We start from the raw sequence: 18,541 nt of genomic DNA, 5'->3' as shown, positions 1-18,541 counted from the left end.
ACAGATCCCTGTACGACTAGCGTCGTTGACGAGCACAGCGGGGGAATCCCGGGGCCGCCGCCTTTCAGACATGGGAGGTAGGACCATGAACGAGGATCGACCGCTCGACGAGGCCATTCCCCGCGAGCTGTCCAAGGACGCGAAGCTGCTCAACATCGACGTCGCCATCCCGGCATCGTTCTTCGGGTCGCCGGCGCTGTACATCCCGGTCGCCGTGGCCGACTCACCGGCTGGGCGCGAGACCATCTACCGCCTGCCTGTCGGGCAGAAGACCCTCATGGGGGTCTACGTGCTCCGACAGCGCCTCATCCGCGACTACATCACCCGGCTCTCCGACGACGAGTACGCCTGCAGCAAGGAGACGCGGCAGGGACAGGTCATCTTCTCGGGCCGAGGAACGCTGCGCGTGCTCGATCCGCGAGTCGGTGCGGGTGAGATCGTCTTCGAGTCCGACGACGACTCCGGCGTCGAGCAGACGGCCGGCGGGACCGAGGCGGCAGCAGCGAAACCGAGGCCCAAGTGCACCTGCACACGGCGCTGGTACGTATGGAGCTTCATCGCGACGGAGGACTGCGACTGCTCGGGTGGACGCCCCCCGATCCTCACCTCCCTGGTCTGACTCAGGTGTCGGGCGTCTGCTGCGGCGGGCGCGGCACGAGCTCGGCGAGGTGGTTCGGCGCCTGGAGGCAGTAGGAGTCGGTGAGCAGCTCGCGCAGCTCCTCCCAGTCCGTGCCGTCGTCGAGCAGCAGCCCGACCACGTTGCGCCCCCAGCTCGCCCGGAAGTAGGGGTCGCCCAGGTGCTGGAGCGCCATCACCTCGTCCTGCTCGGCCCGGAAGGTCACCCGGAACAGCAGGTCCTCTCCCCCGAAGACGTGCGCCACGGTCGCGTCACGCACCCGCCACCGGGTGCCGACCCACGCGGACTCCTCCCGACACTCCGGCAGGGCGTTCAGCACCCGTCCGATGCGCCGCACCATCCAGTCAGGTACGTCGGGTCGGTCGGCCACAGCAGGAGACTGCCACGTCACCGGCTCGTGTCGGGAATCCCGGGGCGCCCGTGCGCGGGCGTGGTGCCGAGGGCGATCACGAGGGCGGCGACCTGCGCGGGGTCGTCGAGCCGCGCGCCGTACAGCTCGCGCAGCTGGGTCATCCGGTAGCGGACGGTCTGGGGATGCACGTGCAGGGCCGCCGCGACGTCGTCGCGCCGGCCCTGGTGCAGCAGCCAGGCCCGCAGGGTCTCGGCGAGCCGCTCCGCGGACGCTGGCCGGAGGTCGCCGAGCGGGGCGAGCACCTGGGCGCGGAGGTCAGCCAGGGCCGTCTGGTCGGCCCCGACCACCAGCTCCGCCAGGTGGTCGTCCGTGTCGCAGGTGCCACCACCTTCAGCGGCGAGACCGAGCCGACGTGCTCGCAGCGCCCGGAGGTACGACGACCGCGCGTCGGACCACGGCCGGGCCGGACCGACGTACGCGTCGAGCCCGCGCAGCGCGGCGACGGCGGCACCGCGCCGCACCCCGTCGGCGTCGGCGACCAGCAGCACCGAGCTGGCCTGCTCGTCGTCCAGCGTCTCCGGCAGGTCCTCGTCGGCCCGCAGGGTGCGCTCGTCGAGGCCGGTCATCGCCCGGGACGCCTGCTCGGTCGGCAGCACGACCGCCGCCAGCGAGCGGGGCGGCTCCCACCCGGCGCGCTGCGCCCGGTCGAGCAGGCGGTCCGGTGGGTCGCCGCGCAGCACGCTGAGGGCGAGCCGGGTGAGGTAGCGGTCGCGCACCCGGCCCGTGGTGGCGAGCTCGTCGGCGTGGCCGGCGGCGCTCGCCGCGGAGAGCTCGTCGATGTAGGCGAACACGAGCTCGGCGAACCGCGCCATGTCGTCGGACGCGAGCCCCTGCTCGACGGCGACCCGGGAGAACTCGCGCCACGCCTCGCGCGCGCCGACCCGGTAGGCCGCCAGCAGCGCGTCCATCGTGCGACCGCTGCGCGCCTCGCCACGACCGAGCTCGTACGCCCCGTCGAGCGCGGGCGTCATCGGGGCGCCGGCGGCCTGGCCACGCTGCCGGGCGGGCCCGGCCAACCGCAGGAACCCCCCGAGCGCGAGCTCGACCGCCGACGTGATCCTGGCGCCCATCGGGCCCGCGAGCGCGTTGCGGTACGCCGGGACCTCGACCGTGATCGCGTTCACGGTGTGCGTGGCGACCTCGCTCACCCGGGCCCGGAGCCGGTCGACGACGACCTCGCTCAGTGCCAGCCGGGAGGCGTCCTCGGTGGCGGCCCGGCGGCGCTCGGACGACGTGTGCGACATTTGTTCTCTCCGAACAATTTCCGGCGCGATATTCACGCCTGAGGGTCATGAACCTACTCCACGAAGCCAGGATCATGAAGGTATGAGCACCACGCGGAAGGGCCTGCGTCGCCGGCTCTGGTCGGTGGCGGAGGCGATGGCCTCGCCCCGGGACCCGGCGGACTACCTCGACATGTTCCACCCGCTGCGGCGTGGAGCCGACCTGCGTGCCCGCGTGGTCGAGGTCCGCCCCGAGACGGCGGACGCGGTCACCGTCGTGCTCCGCCCCGGGGCGGCCTGGCGGGGGCACCGACCCGGTCAGTACGTCCGGATCGGGCTCGACGTCGACGGCGTCCGGCTCTGGCGCTCGTACTCCCTCACCTCGCCACCGGAGGCCGAGGGGCCCCGCGACGGCCTGCTCTCCATCACCGCCAAGGCGGTTCCCGACGGACTGGTGAGCCTGCACCTCGCGCAGGAGCTCCGGCCCGGCCAGCTCGTCCACCTCGACCAGGCGCTCGGCGACTTCGTGCTGCCCGACCCCGCCCCGGCAAAGGTCCTGTTCATCACCGGCGGCAGCGGGATCACGCCGGTCATGGGCATGCTCCGCGCCGGTCTCGACCGCCTCGACGACGTCGTGCTCGTCCACTCGGAGTCGAGTGCGGACGACGTCATCTTCGGAGCCGAGCTGCGCGAGCTCGCCGAGCACGGACGGCTGCGGCTCGTCGAGCAGCACACCGACACCCACGGCCGGCTCGACGTCGACGCACTCGTCTCTCTCGTGCCCGACCTCGCCCAGCGTGAGACCTGGGCCTGCGGACCGGCCGGCCTGCTCGACACGATCGAGAAGGAGTGGGCCGACCGCGGTCTCACCGACCGCCTGCACACCGAGCGATTCAAGACCGCGCTCGTCGAGCCGGGAGAGGGCGGCACCGTCCGGTACGGCGAGTCCGGCCCGACCGTCGACGTCGACGGCGCGACGTCCCTGCTCGACGCGGGCGAGGACGCGGGCGTGCTGATGCCGTCCGGTTGCCGCATCGGCGTCTGCTTCTCCTGCGTCCTCCCGCTCCGCGAGGGCATCGTGCGCGACCTGCGCTCCGGTGACCTCACGACGGCCGCCCCGGGCGACGGAGTCGTCGTCCAGACCTGCGTGTCGGCCGCGGCCGGCGCCTGCCACCTCGACCTCTGACGCACCTCCCACACACCGAGGAGATCCACATGACTGCCCTGCAGAAGAAGACCGACAACCCGATCGCGCACCTGAGCGCCGAGGACATCGAGGAGATCGGCCGCCGGCTCGACGCCATCCGTGCCGAGGTCGTCGGGTCGCGCGGCGCCCGCGACGCGGCGTACATCCGCCGGGTCATCAAGGTGCAGCGCTCGCTCGAGCTCTCCAGCCGCGCCGTCCTGCTGGTCTCGCTGTTCCCGCCCGCGTGGGTCGCCGGCACGGCCGGCCTCTCGGTGGCCAAGATCCTCGAGAACATGGAGATCGGCCACAACGTCATGCACGGCCAGTGGGACTGGATGCGTGACCCCAAGATCCACTCCACCACGTGGGAGTGGGACAACGCGTCGCCGTCGGAGCAGTGGAAGCACTCGCACAACGAGCTGCACCACACCTACACCAACGTCATCGGCCGCGACAACGACCTCGGCTACGGCATCATGCGCGTCGACGAGGACCAGCGCTGGCACCCGATGCACCTCGGGCAGCCCCTGTGGAGCTTCATCAACGCCTGCTTCTTCGAGTACGGCATCGCGGCGTACGACCTCGAGCTCGGCCGCAACCTGCGCTCGGAGAAGCGCCGCAAGAGCCCGGAGTTCAAGGCCAAGACCCGGCAGGTGCTGAAGAAGATCCGCAAGCAGGTCACCAAGGACTACGTCGTGCACCCGCTGCTGTCCGGACCCGCGTTCCTCCCCACCGCGGGCGCCAACGCGGCCGCCAACCTGGTCCGCAACCTCTGGACCAACTCGGTGATCATGTGCGGCCACTTCCCCGACGGCGTCGAGACCTTCGAGCGGCGCTCGATCGAGGGCGAGACCCGAGGCGAGTGGTACCTGCGCCAGATGCTCGGCTCCGCCAACATCTCCGGCGGCAAGGCCATGCACCTCATGACCGGCAACCTCTCGTACCAGATCGAGCACCACCTGTTCCCCGACCTGCCCAGCAACCGCTACCAGGAGATCGCGCCCAAGGTGCGCGAGCTGTTCGACGACTACGGCCTGCGCTACACGACCGGCCCGCTGCCCAAGCAGGTCGCCTCGGCCTGGTGGAAGGTGATCCGGCTGTCGCTGCCCAACGGGTACGCCGAGGACGTGGCCCGCCGCCTCGGCCTGCGCGGCCCGGCCGACACGGACGCGTCCGTGCCGGGCGAGGGCGACGGCAGCACCGGAGTCGCTGCTGCGTGACGCAGCGCGGGGCGACCGTCAGACGCGCCTCAGCCGATCCTCTCGGCCAGCGAGACAACGATCCCTTCGGGCCCGCGGACGTAGGCCATGAGCCAGCTGTCCTCGTGCCGGCCGATGCCGCCGACCAGGCCGTACCCGTCCGCGGCCAGGCGGTCGACCGTCCCCTGCAGGTCGGTGATCTCGAAGCACACGTTGCGCAGGCCCACCTCGTTGGCCATCGCGGCGGGCGAGCCGGGCAGGTGGTCGGGCCGGACGAAGCTCGCGAGCTCGAGCCGGGTCCCGCCACCGGGAGGTCGCAGCATGACGACCTCCGTCCGCGAGTCCGGGATACCGCTGACGGTGTCCAGGAAGTCGCCCTCCACGAACGTACGGCCCTCCACCTCGAGACCCAGCCCGACGAAGAACGCCGTCGCCGCGTCGAGGTCCGCGACGGTGATCCCGACGTGGTCGAAGTTCTTGATCCGTGACATGGCTGCCATCCTCCAACGTCGATCCGGTCGTGTGCATCTGGGACGACGCCGCCGCGGCGATCTCGACATGCCCCACGACCGGGGCGCACGATGGCGGGTATGAACCGTGCGCTCCTGGAGGGCGCCGTGGACCGCGCCCCGGTCAATGACGATGGGCGTTCCGGGGCGACGTTGGAGCGCGTTCGGCTCGCCGACGGTTCGCGTGTGGTCGTCAAGCGCTTCGACCCGTCCGTCGACCTGGTGATGCGGCTGTCCCTCGACACCCGCGGCCGCGAGGTGGAGATCTTCGAGCGCGGCGTCCTCGACTGGCTGCCGCCGAGCGTGCTGCACCCCGTGATCGACGCGTGGTACGACGAGGACGGTCGCGGCGTGCTGGTCATGCGCGACCTCGGCGACGCCGTGCTCACCTGGAGGTCCGTCGTCACCCCGGAACAGGCACGGACGATGTTCCGCGCCGGCGCCGACCTGCACGCGACGTTCCTCGGCACGGCACCCGACGGCCTCACCCCGCTCGGCACGGTCCTCGCCATGTTCGAGCCGCGACGGATCCGACCGCTCGCGGGCGCACCCCTCGTGGACTTCGCCCTGCGCGGGTGGGAGTACTGGCCCGAAGTCGCACCGGGCGAGGTCGGGCAGCGGGTGCTCGCCCTGGCCCAGGACACCGCGCCCCTCACGGCGGCCTGCCTGGACCTCCCGACGACGCTGCTGCACGGGGACCTCGCCACGGTGAACATGGCCTTCGAACCAGCCCGTCCCGGATGCCTCACCCTGATCGACTGGGGGCTCGCCACGGTCGGTCCCGCCGAGCTCGACGTCGGCCGGCTGCTGGCCGGGTGCGCGCACCTGTTCGGCCCGGTGGCCGAGGGCGCGGAGAGCTCCACGATCACGGCCCGTCTCGACGACCTCGTCGCGCTGCAGCGCGAGGCCGCCGGCCCGGCACACGACCCGACGGCCCTGCGGATCGGCCTTCTCTCCGGCCTCACGTGGCTGGGCTGGAACAAGGCCCTCGACATCGTCGAGCACCCCGACCCGGCCGTGCGCGAACGGGAACGCGCGGCCCTGCCGTGGTGGCTGCACCAGGCGGAGCTGGCCCTGGAGACCGGCCTCGTCTGAACGCGACCGCGCCCGACGCCCGCTCAGTCCGCCGGGGCCGCCTCCGCAGTGTCGGCGCCGGCGGCACTGCGCCGCCAGGGAAGGGAGCCCTCGAGCTCGATCTCGAGCGAGAAGCTCAGGAAGGTCCGGACGAGCACGATGACCCCCAGCGCGACCGCGCTCTCGAGCGTGGGATCGACGGTGATCGTCATGACGATGTCGGCGATGATCAGGAACTCCAGCCCCAGCAGGATCGCCCGGCCGACGTCCCGACGCGCCTTCTCATAGGCCCGGCGACCGCCGATGAGCCGGTACGAACGAGCGGCCGAGACGAACGCGGCCAGTGACCCCACGACGAGGATGGCCACGCCGCCCCACTCGAAGCCGCGCACGACCGCTTCCATCGTCTCGTCGAAGCCGATCTCCCTCACCGTCCGAGCGTGGCACGCAGAGGTCGCCCCGAGCATCCCCCACGTGACCTAGTGACCCGGCGGTCAGAGCTGCAGGATCCGCGCCGCGACGAGGTAGGCCGCGGACACGTCCCCCGGCTCGTGCAGGTCGCCGGGGTCCTCCAGCACTGCTCGGGACCGCGCGCGCACCGCGGCACCCGGGTCCGGCGCGACGAGGTCGACGCACAGTCCGGCGACGACAGCCGCCGCGTCGTGCTCGTCCAGGCCGTCGAGGGCGAGGCCGTTGTGCAGGAGGGTCGCCGCCTCGAGGAACACCTCGCGAGCCATCTCGGCGTCCACCTCCGGTCGCGCCCGAGCCACGGCCTCGGCGGTGGCGAGGAACTGGTCGAACGGTGGACCTTCGGTGCCGGACGGCATACCGGGAGGCTCTCAACGACTCATCTGGCCCGGCAAGCGAATATGCCGCCCGTCCACGCGAGCCGTGGGCTCACGGCTGGAAGCGGTAGCCGAGGCCGGGATCGGTCAGGAAGAAGCGCGGCCGGGCGGGGTCGACCTCGAGCTTCCGACGCAGCTGGGCCATGTACAGGCGCAGGTTCCCCTGCGCCGTCTCGTAGCCGGGGCCCCAGACCTCGGTCAGCAGCTGACGCTGGCTGCGCAGCTTGCCCGGGTGCCGCACGAGCGCCTCGAGCAGGCGCCACTCGGTCGGCGTGAGGCGGACCTCCTCGCCGTTCACCGTCACACGGGTGGCGGCGAGGTCGACCCGTACGTCGCCGAACTCGACAGCAGGCGTCGACTCGGCCCCCGTGTTGCGACGGAGCATGGCACGCAGCCGCGCCATCAGCTCGTCCATGCCGAAGGGCTTGGTCACGTAGTCGTCGGCCCCGGCGTCGAGGGCGTCGACCTTGTGCATGCTGTCGCTGCGTCCCGACAGCACCAGGATCGGCATGTTGGTCCAGCCTCGGAGCCCGCCGATCACGTCGATGCCGTCGAGGCGGGGAAGGCCGAGGTCGAGGATGACGACGTCCGGCAGACGTGCGGCCGCGACCTGGAGCGCTTCGCCGCCGTCGCGGGCGGTGCAGACCTCGTAGCCTCGGGCGCGCAGGTTGATGGCGAGCGCCCGGACGATCTGCGGCTCGTCGTCGACGACCAGGACGCGGGTCATGACCTCGGGGCCTCCGCCGGGGCTGCCACCGGTACGGCGGGCAGCGAGATCACCAGGGTCAGCCCACCGCCGGGCGTCTCGTCGAGCGTCAAGCTGCCCGCCATCGCCTCGACCAGACCACGCGACAGCGCCAGGCCGAGCCCCAGTCCCCCGGTGCCGCTGTCCCCGAGCCGCTGGAAGGGCACGAACACCCGGTCCCGGTCGGCCGCGACGATGCCGGGACCGGTGTCGACCACGCGGAGGTCGACCCGGCCGTCGGCCGCGACGGCGGTGAGCAGCGCCGGCGGGGGCGCACAGCGCTGGGCGTTGGCGACCACGTTGACGATCACCCGCTCGAGGAGGCCCGGGTCGGCCACGACGTCCGGCAGCTGTTCCGGCACGTCGAGCACGACGGTGCGCGGCTCGACCCCGGGGTCGTCCAGCGCCCGGGCGATGACGTCGTCGACCGCCACCGGCTGGGTGCGGACGGGAAGCGCACCGGCCTGGAGGCGGCTCAGGTCCAGCAGGTTCTCGACCAGCGCGGCCAACCGGTCGAGGGACTCGTCGGCGGTCTCGAGCAGCTCCCGCCGGTCGTCCTCGGTGAGCGTCACGTCGCGGCTGCGGAGGCCCGAGACCGCTGCCTTGGCGGCGGCCAAAGGGGTGCGCAGGTCGTGACCGACGGCGGCCAGGAGCGCCGTGCGCAGCCGGTTGCCGGCCTCGAGCTCCGCTGCCTCCCGCACCGCCTCGGCGCGCCGGGAGGCGAGGTCGACGACCCAGCTGACCATGACGGCCACCGCCGCGAAGACGAGGACGGCGACGATGTCGCTGGCCTCGTGGATCCGGAAGGTGTGGAACGGCTTGGTGAAGAAGAAGTTCAGCAGCAGCGCGCCGAGCCCACCCGCGAGGAGCGCGGGCCCGAGCCCGCCGAGGATGGCGGTGGTGACGACCAGCAGCAGGAACAGCAACGCCTCGCTCGCCAGGTCGAGCCGACCGCGCAACGGGACGAGCACGACCACGAGGGCGGCAGCACCCACGACGGCGAGGAGGTAGCCGTAGCGGCGCCGTCGGGCGCTGAGGCTGCCGCGGACCATCGTTCCTCCAGTCGTCTCGGCACCCGCGTGCCGGGGCAGTCCCATTCTCTCCCCCGCCACCCCCCGGTCGGTGCTCATGGCGAGCCTCCCGACCTGTGCACGGCCACGGCCATGACCACGAACACCGCCATCCGGAGCAGGTCGAGCGGCGCGACCGTGAGGACGGCGAACGTGTTGACCGCGAAGCCCGTCGCGAAGCTCCACCCGGCAAGACCCAGCAGCAGCGCGTACGGCCCGTCCAGCGCACCCGCGAGCACGGTCGTGGCCAGGAGCAGCAGCAGGACGCCGTACCCGCCCCGGAGGTCGCCGGCCACGACGACGGCCGTCAGCGCGAACAGCGCGCCGACGTCGATGCCGAAGCGGATCCCCGCTTCGTCCGTGATCGCCTGATGGGCCACGGCATCAGCCAACGCCACCACCGCCGGTCGTGGGTCCATCCTGACGGGATCCTGACAGTCTTCGCGCCGATCCGTGCGCGGTCCTCACAGGTGCGCGACGGCCTTGTTAGGGAGTTGTTAGCCCGCCCCCGGACGGCGGAAACGGGCGGTTGTATGGGAGGAGTGAGCCTCGACCTCCAGCCACTCGACACGCCTGACACGCCGGGCACGCGCCTGCGTGAATGGCTCTTCGACCGCACCGAGACCGCGCGCCACGCCGGGCCGCACGCCGTCGAGCACGCCGGCCACAAGCCCGAGCCGTGGTGGAAGGTGATGTGCCTGACCGGCGTCGACTACTTCTCCACCCTCGGCTACCAGCCGGGCATCGCCTTCCTGGCAGCCGGGCTGCTCAGCCCGCTCGCCACGGTCACGCTCGTGCTTCTCACGCTGTTCGGAGCACTTCCTGTGTATCGCCGCGTGGCCTACGAGAGCCCGCACGGGCAGGGCTCCATCGCCATGCTCGAACGGCTGCTCCCCTTCTGGCGCGGGAAGCTGTTCGTGCTGGTGCTCCTCGGCTTCGCGCTCACCGACTTCATCATCACGATCACGCTCTCCGCGGCCGACGCCAGCGCGCACGTGGTCGAGAACCCGCACGTCCCCGCGTTCCTGCACGGCCAGGAGCTGTGGATCACGTTCGGCCTCGTGACCCTGCTCGGAGCCGTCTTCCTCAAGGGCTTCACGGAGGCGATCGGCGTCGCCGTCGTGCTCGTCGGCAGCTACCTCGTCCTCAACGCCGTGGTGATCGTGGCCGCCGCCGCCCACGTGATCAGCGAGGGGCACCTGGTCGCCGACTGGACCACCGCCCTCACCACCCAGCACGGCAGCGTCGCGATGATGATCGCGATCTCGTTGACGCTCTTCCCCAAGCTCGCGCTGGGCATGTCGGGGTTCGAGACCGGCGTCGCCGTGATGAGCCACGTGCAGGGCGACCCGGCCGACGACCCGCAGCGTCCGGTGGCGAAGATCCGCAACACCAAGAGGATGCTGACGGTCGCCGCCTGCACGATGAGCGTCTACCTGATCGCCTCCAGCCTGGTCACCACCCTGCTGATCCCGCCCGAGCAGTTCGAGGAGGGCGGCTCCGCCAACGGCCGGGCACTGGCCTACCTGGCCCACCTGTACCTGGGCAACGCCTTCGGCACCCTGTACGACGTCTCCACCGTCCTCATCCTGTGGTTCGCCGGCGCGTCGGCGATGGCCGGGATGCTGAACCTGGTCCCTCGTTACCTGCCCCGCTACGGCATGTCACCGGAGTGGGCCGGCGCGGTGCGACCGCTCGTCCTGGTCCTGACCGGCGTCGCCCTCCTGATCACCTGGATCTTCGACGCCGACGTCGACGCCCAGGGCGGCGCCTACGCCACCGGCGTGCTGGTGCTCATGACCTCCGCCGCCGTCGCCGTCACCCTGGCCGCACGCCGGGCGGGCCAGCGCCGGCTGACCGTCGTCTACGCGGTGATCGGCCTGGTGCTCACCTACACCACCCTCGAGAACGTCCGTGAACGCCCCGACGGGGTCCAGATCGGCGCCTGCTTCATCGCGGCGATCATGGCGATCTCGCTGCTGTCCAGGCTCGCCCGCGCCTTCGAGCTGCGCACCACGGAGATCGTGTACGACGCCCGTGCGGACGCGTTCCTCCGCGACTGTGCGCGGCGCTCGATCCGGCTGGTCGCGAACGAGCCCGACACCCGCGACGTCGGGGAGTACCGGGAGAAGGTGCGGCAGATCGTCGACGACCACGACCTGCCCAACGCCGGCGACATCATCTTCGTCGAGGTCACCGTCGGTGACTACTCGGACTTCGAGAGCCACATCGAGGTGCACGGCGAGGTGATGCACGACGAGTACCGGGTCCTCACCGTCACCGGCGCCTCCGTTCCCAACACCGTCGCCTCCTTGCTGCTCGACATCCGGGACCGCACGGGCGTCCGCCCGCACATCTACTTCGAGTGGACCGAGGGCAACCCGCTCGTCCACCTGCTCCGCTTCCTCCTGTTCGGCGCGGGCGAGGTCGCCCCGATCACCCGCGAGGTTCTCCGACGCGCCGAGCCCCGGCGCGAGCGGCGTCCCCACGTCCACGCCGGCTGACCGGCCGAGATGTTTGTTCCTCGACGGCGCTCAGTGCATCAGCCGGCGCTCAGCTCCGCAGCGAAGAACTCCAGCGCGGTCCTGGTCTTGGTCTGCTGCTCCCCGGAGAGAGGAATGCCCTTGCCCGCGAGGTACTCCCGCGTCTCCACGGCGACCTGAAGGCCTTGGCCGGGAAGGCACTTGGTGGACAGCTCTACCACCCGCGCGCCGTCGGGGTACAGCCACATCTCGACGACCAGGCGGCGTGGGTAGCCCTTCGGGCGAAGCTTGAGCTTGAGCACGAAGATGGGCCCGAGGATCGACAGGTCGTCGATGGCGAGGCCCTCCGGAGCGTAGGTCGTGAAGAACGAGCGCTGCTCCTTGGAGAAGAGCTTGCTGATGGGCCGCTTGCCGAGGATCGACGGCTGGACGGCCGTCGGCGGCAGCATCGACTTCATCGTGCCGGAGCAGACGTAACCGCCCGGCATCGCGTCGACCTCGACGTTGAAGTTCGGGGAGCTGCGGTACTTCTGCGGGAGGTCGGACGGGATCACCGGACGCAGCTTGACGACCGAGTCGCTGTCGCGCCCCTGCACACGGCGGGCGCGCGTCACCACGCCGGCGCGGTTCAGGGCCAGGTCCGGGGTGTCGAAGAAGAACACCTGCCGGATCTGCGCCTCCAGCGGATCGATCTCCAGCGCCTTCGCCGCCAGCCGGTAGGCCGAGGCCGGAAGAGTCAGCTTCAGCTCGATGCTGTCGGACTGGTTGACCAGCCCCACCATTCGCTGCAGCTCGTCGGGCACCAGCCCGGATGGCATCGGCGTCGTCGTCACGAGAACTCCCATCACCGGCGTTGGCTCCATCGTGGAGCACGACGGCGGCTCGGCCTAGAGCCCGTTCTGACTAGCCGAACCGCTCGGCCAGCACCCCGTGGCGGAGCCCCCGGTCGCTCACCCTGAACGAGTCCACCGCCAGCTTGGCGAGGATCGTGCGGACCACGCAGGCACCGGCGAGGATGACCTCGGCGCGCTGCGGCTGGAGGCCGTCGATCGAACGACGCTGCTCGGCGTCCCGCGTGCGGTAGAGCTCGATCTGCCGGTCGATCTCGTCGCGCTCGAGGACGGTGCCCTGGATGACGTCCGGGTCGTACCGGGTCAGGCCGTGCATGACCGCCGCGAGGTTCGTCACCGCGCCGCCGAGACCGACGACCAGCTCGGGTGTCGGCCGGCCGTCCAGACGCGAGAGGTCTCCGGCGATCGCGTCCAGTGCCTCGGCCAGCACGGCCTCGGACACGGTCGCGTCCAGCCCGTACCTCTCCGTGAACCGCACGGCGCCCACGGGGACGCTGAACCGCTCGACCACCTCGTCGCCGTTACCGAAGGTGAACTGGGAGCTGCCCCCACCGGTGTCGAAGACGACCCGTGCCCCGCTGGCTCCGAGCCCCTCGGTGGCGGCCCGGTAGGCGAGCCGCGCCTCGTCCTCCCCCGAGATGACGTCGATGTCGACCCCGCAGCGCTTGCGCACGCCGGCGACGAAGTCGGCGCCGTTGGAGGCCATCCGCAGCCCCGCCGTCCCCACCGCGGCGATCGCGGCGACGCGCTGCCGGCACGCCTCGTCGGCCATGTCGCTGATCGCCTCGACGGTGCGCGCCATCGGCTCGGGCTGGAGGCCGCCGCCCTCCTGCAGCCCTTCGCCCAGGCGCGTGATCTCGGCGCGGTCGACGACGGCCCGCCAGCCGTCGTCCGTGCGCTCACCGACGTGGAACTTCACCGAGTTCGTGCCGACGTCGATGACGGCGACGCGGTCCGCCGGGAGCCCGAGCAGGGCCCTGAGACCACGCAGGAAGTTTACGTTCGGCCGGCCCCCGAGACCCAGCCCCCGGACCGTCCGCATCACGAGGTCCGCGTCCTCGTCCTCGATCGCGACCGTGCCGGTCGACCCGTACGGCGTGCGCACCTCGGTGAGCTCCGCCGCGCACCCGTCGACGTCGTACCGCTGCCGTCTCTTGGCGACCTCGACGGCGACCACGCCCGAGCCGGGCACCGCGAGCTGCGCGAGCAGGTCGTCCTGCGGGTACGGCGCGCCGGTCAGCGTCTCGGCGGCCACGCCGACGGCACCGGCCACGGCACGGGCGTCCGCCTCGCCGAGCGGGAAGGGCGCCTTCACGACCGGGGTCCACTGCTCCAGCCCGTTGTCGTCGGTCTGCAGCAGGTGCTTGACGTCCATGAGCTCGTAGCGCACCTTCACCACGTCGGCGCCGGCCGCCGAGACGAGGTACACCTCGGTGCTCTCCAGAACGTCGTGCGGTGTCAACCCGGCGAACGCCCAGTCGAGGTCACCGAAGCTTCGCCACTCCCAGCGAGGCACGATCTCCGTCATCGACGGCCCCCTCACCACGGCCTGCCAGGGCTCGATGCCCTTCACTTTCAACGTATACGGCAGGAGGGGGCTTGCGGCAAGACCCCGGTGCTCCCCCACAATCGACGGCCGAGGTGGACGTAGTCGAGAAGCACGGGGGATGTGACCGGTGACCGACGTGGACGTGGACGTGGTCGTGGTGGGCGCCGGTCCGACCGGTCTCATGCTGGCGGGTGAGCTCGCCCGGGTCGGCGTACGAACGCTGCTGCTGGAACGGCGCCCGGAACCCTCCGAGGTCGCTAAGGCCGGCGGCCTCGCGGGACAGATCCTGCAGCTGCTGCACCACCGGGGCGAGCTGGACCGGTTCCACGCGGCGAAGGCCGGTCCCGAGCCGGCTCCTCGGTTCCCGTTCGGGGGGCTGCACCTGGACTTCACCCGGCTGAACGACTCGCCGATGCGCGCCGTGCTGCTCCCGCAGCCGCGTCTCGAACAGCTCCTCGCCGAACGCGCCGTCGACCGTGGCGCCGAGGTACGACGCGGGCACGAGGTCGTCGGCCTGCGGCAGGAAGACGACGAGACGGTGACCGTCGAGGTGCGCGGCACGGACGGGCCGTACCCGGTGGCCACGCGCTTCGTGGTCGGCTGCGACGGCGGCCGGAGCCGGGTCCGCGACCTGGCCGGGATCCCGTTCCCCGGCACGGCCTTCCCCGAGATCGAGCGGCTGGCCTCGGTCACCGTCCCCGAGGGGGTGACGCTGCTCGACGACGGCGGCCTCGACGTCCGTGGAGTCGGCACGATCCCGTTCGGCTACACCGCGACCGAGCACGGTGTGTTCGCGTGCTCCGGCATGGGCGGCACCATCGGCGTCTACACCGCCGAGGTGGAGGCGACCGAGTACGACGACGACGTGCCCATGTCCGTCGAGGAGCTGAGCGCAAGCGTGCACCGCGTCCTCGGTATCGACCTGCCGCTGGGAGAGCCGCTCCGGATGACGCGGTTCGGGTACTCGGCGAAGCAGGCCGACAGCTACCGGGACGGCCGCGTTTTCCTGGCCGGCGATGCGGCGCACCTGTTCCCCGCGGGCGGCGTCGCGGTCAACGCCGGGATGCTCGACGCGGCCAACCTGGCGTGGAAGCTCGCCGGCAGCGTCCAGGGCTGGGCGCCACCCGGGCTGCTCGACACCTACACCGCCGAACGTCGCGCCGCCGCCGAGCGCACGCTGCTCCACACGCGCGCGCAGGTCGCGCTGCGCCGCGCGCACGGCCCGACCGGCGACGCCCTGCGGGCGCTGTTCCTCGAGCTGGCCGGCGACGAGCAGCCACTGCTCCGCCTCGGTGCGCTCATGGCCGGCACCGACGTGGGCGCTCCGTCCTCCGAGGCGCACCCGCTCGTCGGCGCGTTCGCGACCGACCAGGCGCTGCGCGTGGAGCACCGGGATCCTCGGGTCGCCGGGCTGCTCCGGTCGGGCCGCGCGGTCCTGCTCGACCTCGCGGCACGGACGGACCTGCGGGAGCCGGCCGGCTTGTGGCCGGACCGCGTCGACGTCGTCACCGCGACGGTCGACGAGCGGCCCGCCGACGTGCTCCTGGTCCGGCCGGACGGCCTCATCGCCTGGGCCGCCGCCGTCGACGAGCCCGGCGCGACCGCCCTACCGGCACTGCGGCAGGCGCTGTCCACCTGGTTCGGCGCCTCCTCGGTCTAGGCGCCGGCCGCGGCCACCGTCTCGGGAGGCCCGTCGAGGCATCGATAGCGCATCAGGACGACCCCGGCCGGATACGACTTCGGCGGCTCGACCTGCTCGAAACGGGCGGCGGTCGCGCCCTCGGGAAACAGCCTCTTGCCCTGCCCGATCACGACCGGACAGACCCAGAGGTTCACCTGGTCGACCAGGGCCTCGCGGAACAGGGTCTGCAGCAGGTTCGCGCTACCCCACGTGTGGACCTGCTCGTGCCGTTCGCGCAGCTCCCGGACCTCGGCACCCACGTCGCTGACCTGGATGCTGGTGTCCCAGGACAGCTCGGGCGTGCCGCGGGAGGCGACGTACTTGGGGACCCGGTCGAAGGTCCGCCCGATCTCGTCGGTCTTGCCCGGCCAGTAGCCGCGGAAGATGTCGTACGTCGTGCGACCCAGCAGCAGAGCGTCGGATGCCGCCACGTCCGCGTTGATCTGCTCGCCGGACTCCGCATCCCAGAACGGGCGCTCCCAGCCGGCGTACTCGAAGCCCGCATCCTGCTCGCTCGGGCCACCGTTGGCCTGGATCACGCCGTCGAGCGTGATGTTCATGTTGACGTGCAGCTCACCCATGCGGCCCCTCCTCGTCTCAGCGCCGGCCGGACGGCCAGCCGCCGTAGGGCACCGTCAGGATCTCCAGGCTGTGCCCGTTCGGGTCGTTCCAGTAGACCCCGCGGCCGCCGTCGTTGTCGTTGACCTCCCGCGGCCGGCGGTGGAACGGGTCGGCCCACCACTCCAGGCCGCGCTCCTGGATCCGTCCGTGGATCTGGTCGAACTCCGCCTCGGTGACCAGGAACGCGTAGTGCTGCGGGTGGGGCGTCCCGTGGTCGTCGGCGACGTCGAGCGAGACGTCGTTGCCGACCTGGACGACGACGAACGGTCCGTACGTCGTCGGGTCGGGGAGGCCGAGGATCTCGACGAGGTGTCGAGCGGTCTCGTGCTTGTCACGGGCGTGGACGATCGTGTGGTTGAGCTGGACGGACATGGCGGACCTCCTTCGGGTCGATTCTGTCGCCGCGCGGAGCCCGGGGCCACGCCCGAGCGTGCGGTTCGGGCCCGGCGAGCATGATGTCGCCATGACCTTCGACCTCGAGCGCATCCGCAAGGACTTCCCCGCCCTCGACCAGGGCGTCGCCTTCTTCGACGGCCCCGGCGGCACCCAGGTGCCGCGGCAGGTGGGCGAGGCGGTCGCGGAGACGATGACGTCCGGCATCTCGAACCGCGGCTCCGTGACCGCGGCCGAGCGACGCGCGGAGGACGTCGTGGCCGGCGCTCGGCGAGCGGTCGCGGACCTTCTCGGCTGCGACGCGAGCGGCGTGGTGTTCGCCCGGTCGATGACGCAGGCGACGTACGACGTGTCGCGGGCGCTCGCCAAGGAGTGGGGGCCTGGCGACGAGGTCGTGGTCACCCGGCTCGACCACGACGGGAACGTCCGGCCGTGGGTGCAGGCCGCCGAGGCCGCCGGCGCGACGCTGCGGTGGGTCGGGTTCGACCGGCTGACCGCGGAGCTGACCGTCGACGACGTGCGGGCGGAGCTGAGCGCCCGGACCCGGCTGGTCGCGGTCACCGGCGCGTCCAACGTGCTGGGCACCCGACCGGACGTCCCCGCGATCGCGGAGGCTGTGCACGCGGTGGGCGCCCTGCTGTACGTCGACGGGGTGCACCTGACTCCGCACGCCCCGGTCGACGTCGCGGCGCTGGGCGCCGACTTCTACGCGTGCTCGCCCTACAAGTTCTTCGGGCCGCACCACGGCCTCGTCGTCGCCGCGCCCGAGCAGTGGGCGCGGGGGCGCGTGGACAAGCTGCTGCCGTCGACCGACGTGGTGCCGGAGCGGTTCGAGCTCGGCACGCTGCCCTACGAGCTGCTCGCGGGCACCACGGCCGCGATCGACTACATCGCCGGGCTCGCCTCCGACGGCGCCGGCGCCGACGACCGCCGCACCCGGGTGCTGGAGTCGATGCGGGCGGTCGAGGAGCACGAGGACCGTCTGCTGGCGCGGCTGCTGGAGGGACTGCGGAGCATCGACGGCGTCGTGCTGCACGGGTCCCCGGAGCGGCGCACGCCGACGGTGTTCTTCTCGGTGGACGGTTGCGACGACCGGGCCGTCTACGAGCACCTCGCGTCCGTCGGGGTCAACGCGCCGGCCAGCAGCTTCTACGCGCTCGAGGCGTCGCGGTGGCTCGGCCTGGGCGACACCGGTGCCGTGCGGGCGGGGCTGGCGCCGTACACCAGCGCCGACGACGTCGAGCGGCTGCTCGCCGGTGTCGCGGAGGTCGCGAAGTGACCGCACGTGGCGTGCTGGTGACCGGTGGCTCGCGCGGCATCGGTGCGGCGATCGCCCGTGCCTTCGCCACGCAGGGCGACCGGGTCGCGGTGCACTACGGATCGTCCGCCATGCTCGCCGAGGACGTCGCCTCGTCGTTGCCCGGCGACGGCCACGTCACCGTGCAGGCCGACCTGGCCGACGCGGACGCCGTGGGCCGGGCCGTCGACTCCGCGGCCGCGCGGCTCGGTCGGCTCGACGTGCTGGTCAACAACGCCGGTGTCTTCCTCGCCCACCCGCCGCTGTCCACGTCGTACGACGAGTGGCAGACGGCCTGGTCGCAGACGCTCGCCACCAACCTGGTCGGAGCGGCCAACGCGGCGTACTGCGCGATCCCCCACCTGCGCGCGGCCGGAGGCGGCGCGATCGTCAACGTGTCGAGCCGGGGCGCGTTCCGCGGCGAGCCGAACAACCCCGCCTACGGCGCCTCGAAGGCCGGGATGAACGCCTTCGGCCAGTCGCTGGCGATCGCCCTCGCGCCCGAGGGCATCACGGTCGGCACCGTCGCACCGGGCTTCGTGCAGACGGAGATGGCGCGCGAGATCCTCGACGGCCCCGGCGGCGACGCCGTGCGCGCGCAGTCGCCGTTCGGCCGCGTGGCCCGACCCGAGGAGGTCGCCGCCGCGGTGCTGTGGCTGGCCTCGCCGGAGGCGCGCTTCTCGACGGGCACGATCATCGACGTGAACGGCGCGTCGTACCTGCGGAGCTGACGCCGGGCAGGGCCCGACCGTCGGCGGGGTGCGGG

General features: G+C 72.1%; 20 protein-coding genes. 8 read left to right on the top strand and 12 right to left on the bottom strand.

Going from position 1 to position 18,541, the window contains the following annotated elements:
• Positions 1 to 85 precede the first annotated feature (85 nt).
• Positions 86 to 619, top strand: a complete 534-nt coding sequence (locus ETU37_RS18580; protein WP_129988846.1) for a hypothetical protein — start codon at positions 86 to 88, stop codon at positions 617 to 619.
• 1 nt (position 620) lies between these two features.
• Here the strand turns inward: ETU37_RS18580 and ETU37_RS18575 are convergent, their stop codons facing one another.
• Both ETU37_RS18575 and ETU37_RS18570 read right to left on the bottom strand, forming a co-directional pair.
• Positions 621 to 1,007 (bottom strand): MmcQ/YjbR family DNA-binding protein, encoded by a 387-nt coding sequence (locus ETU37_RS18575; RefSeq protein WP_206054034.1) that lies wholly within the window; start codon positions 1,005 to 1,007, stop codon positions 621 to 623.
• Between the two features lie 17 nt (positions 1,008 to 1,024).
• Entirely contained in the window at positions 1,025 to 2,293 is a 1,269-nt protein-coding gene (locus tag ETU37_RS18570) for a PucR family transcriptional regulator (RefSeq protein ID WP_129988845.1), read from the bottom strand.
• An 82-nt stretch (positions 2,294 to 2,375) separates the two neighbouring features.
• Between ETU37_RS18570 and ETU37_RS18565 the strand changes: the two genes are divergently transcribed.
• Positions 2,376 to 3,458 carry a ferredoxin reductase gene (locus ETU37_RS18565; RefSeq protein ID WP_129988844.1) on the top strand — a complete coding sequence of 361 codons (1,083 nt, stop codon included), beginning with the start codon at positions 2,376 to 2,378 and terminating at the stop codon, positions 3,456 to 3,458.
• Positions 3,459 to 3,487: 29 nt separating this feature from the next.
• Complete coding sequence (locus ETU37_RS18560; RefSeq protein ID WP_129988843.1) at positions 3,488 to 4,678, top strand: fatty acid desaturase family protein; 1,191 nt, start codon at positions 3,488 to 3,490, stop codon at positions 4,676 to 4,678.
• Positions 4,679 to 4,707: 29 nt separating this feature from the next.
• Here ETU37_RS18560 and ETU37_RS18555 read toward each other — a convergent pair whose 3' ends face one another.
• On the bottom strand, positions 4,708 to 5,148 hold the full coding sequence (locus ETU37_RS18555; protein WP_129988842.1) for a VOC family protein: 441 nt from the start codon (positions 5,146 to 5,148) through the stop codon (positions 4,708 to 4,710).
• A gap of 99 nt (positions 5,149 to 5,247) precedes the next feature.
• On the opposite strand from ETU37_RS18555, the gene ETU37_RS18550 reads away from it, so the two are divergent.
• Positions 5,248 to 6,261: a phosphotransferase family protein gene (locus ETU37_RS18550; RefSeq protein WP_165372603.1), complete on the top strand. Its 1,014-nt coding sequence runs from the start codon at positions 5,248 to 5,250 to the stop codon at positions 6,259 to 6,261.
• A 23-nt stretch (positions 6,262 to 6,284) separates the two neighbouring features.
• Here ETU37_RS18550 and ETU37_RS18545 read toward each other — a convergent pair whose 3' ends face one another.
• From ETU37_RS18545 to ETU37_RS18525, 5 genes are all read right to left on the bottom strand, one after another.
• A complete protein-coding gene (locus ETU37_RS18545) occupies positions 6,285 to 6,671 on the bottom strand; it encodes a DUF1622 domain-containing protein (protein ID WP_240755831.1) in 387 nt (128 codons plus the stop codon).
• Positions 6,672 to 6,734: 63 nt separating this feature from the next.
• Positions 6,735 to 7,067, bottom strand: coding sequence for a hypothetical protein (locus ETU37_RS18540; RefSeq protein ID WP_129988840.1), 333 nt, complete (start codon positions 7,065 to 7,067; stop codon positions 6,735 to 6,737).
• Between the two features lie 70 nt (positions 7,068 to 7,137).
• Positions 7,138 to 7,812 carry a response regulator gene (locus ETU37_RS18535; protein ID WP_129988839.1) on the bottom strand — a complete coding sequence of 225 codons (675 nt, stop codon included), beginning with the start codon at positions 7,810 to 7,812 and terminating at the stop codon, positions 7,138 to 7,140.
• Positions 7,809 to 8,882, bottom strand: coding sequence for a sensor histidine kinase (locus tag ETU37_RS18530; RefSeq protein ID WP_206054033.1), 1,074 nt, complete (start codon positions 8,880 to 8,882; stop codon positions 7,809 to 7,811). Before ETU37_RS18530 ends, ETU37_RS18535 begins: the two co-directional genes overlap by 4 nt.
• 74 nt (positions 8,883 to 8,956) lie before the next feature.
• Positions 8,957 to 9,319, bottom strand: coding sequence for a hypothetical protein (locus tag ETU37_RS18525; RefSeq protein ID WP_129988838.1), 363 nt, complete (start codon positions 9,317 to 9,319; stop codon positions 8,957 to 8,959).
• A gap of 123 nt (positions 9,320 to 9,442) precedes the next feature.
• On the opposite strand from ETU37_RS18525, the gene ETU37_RS18520 reads away from it, so the two are divergent.
• Positions 9,443 to 11,404, top strand: coding sequence for an APC family permease (locus ETU37_RS18520; RefSeq protein ID WP_206054032.1), 1,962 nt, complete (start codon positions 9,443 to 9,445; stop codon positions 11,402 to 11,404).
• A gap of 38 nt (positions 11,405 to 11,442) precedes the next feature.
• Here ETU37_RS18520 and ETU37_RS18515 read toward each other — a convergent pair whose 3' ends face one another.
• The gene (locus ETU37_RS18515) at positions 11,443 to 12,216 is read right to left on the bottom strand and encodes a CYTH domain-containing protein (RefSeq protein ID WP_129988836.1); all 774 of its coding nucleotides are present in this window, start codon (positions 12,214 to 12,216) and stop codon (positions 11,443 to 11,445) included.
• Between the two features lie 70 nt (positions 12,217 to 12,286).
• Positions 12,287 to 13,762, bottom strand: a complete 1,476-nt coding sequence (locus ETU37_RS18510; RefSeq protein ID WP_129988835.1) for a Ppx/GppA phosphatase family protein — start codon at positions 13,760 to 13,762, stop codon at positions 12,287 to 12,289.
• A gap of 148 nt (positions 13,763 to 13,910) precedes the next feature.
• Here ETU37_RS18510 and ETU37_RS18505 point away from each other — a divergent pair, with 148 nt between their 5' ends.
• Entirely contained in the window at positions 13,911 to 15,443 is a 1,533-nt protein-coding gene (locus ETU37_RS18505; RefSeq protein WP_240755830.1) for an FAD-dependent monooxygenase, read from the top strand.
• Here the strand turns inward: ETU37_RS18505 and ETU37_RS18500 are convergent.
• Together ETU37_RS18500 and ETU37_RS18495 are read right to left on the bottom strand one after the other, a co-directional pair.
• Entirely contained in the window at positions 15,440 to 16,045 is a 606-nt protein-coding gene (locus ETU37_RS18500) for a dihydrofolate reductase family protein (RefSeq protein ID WP_129988834.1), read from the bottom strand. The genes ETU37_RS18505 and ETU37_RS18500 overlap by 4 nt on opposite strands.
• Before the next feature lie 16 nt (positions 16,046 to 16,061).
• Positions 16,062 to 16,457 carry a VOC family protein gene (locus tag ETU37_RS18495; protein WP_129988833.1) on the bottom strand — a complete coding sequence of 132 codons (396 nt, stop codon included), beginning with the start codon at positions 16,455 to 16,457 and terminating at the stop codon, positions 16,062 to 16,064.
• A gap of 91 nt (positions 16,458 to 16,548) precedes the next feature.
• Here ETU37_RS18495 and ETU37_RS18490 point away from each other — a divergent pair, with 91 nt between their 5' ends.
• Positions 16,549 to 17,757, top strand: a complete 1,209-nt coding sequence (locus ETU37_RS18490) for a cysteine desulfurase-like protein (RefSeq protein ID WP_129988832.1) — start codon at positions 16,549 to 16,551, stop codon at positions 17,755 to 17,757.
• The gene (locus tag ETU37_RS18485; protein WP_129988831.1) at positions 17,754 to 18,506 is read left to right on the top strand and encodes an SDR family NAD(P)-dependent oxidoreductase; all 753 of its coding nucleotides are present in this window, start codon (positions 17,754 to 17,756) and stop codon (positions 18,504 to 18,506) included. Before ETU37_RS18490 ends, ETU37_RS18485 begins: the two co-directional genes overlap by 4 nt.
• Positions 18,507 to 18,541: the final 35 nt, after the last annotated feature.

This window comes from Nocardioides iriomotensis (genome assembly GCF_004168035.1).
In the GTDB taxonomy this organism is placed as follows: domain Bacteria; phylum Actinomycetota; class Actinomycetes; order Propionibacteriales; family Nocardioidaceae; genus Nocardioides_B; species Nocardioides_B iriomotensis.
The sequence above is the reverse complement of the archived record's forward strand: the minus strand, read 5'-3'. Positions and strand labels throughout refer to the sequence as shown.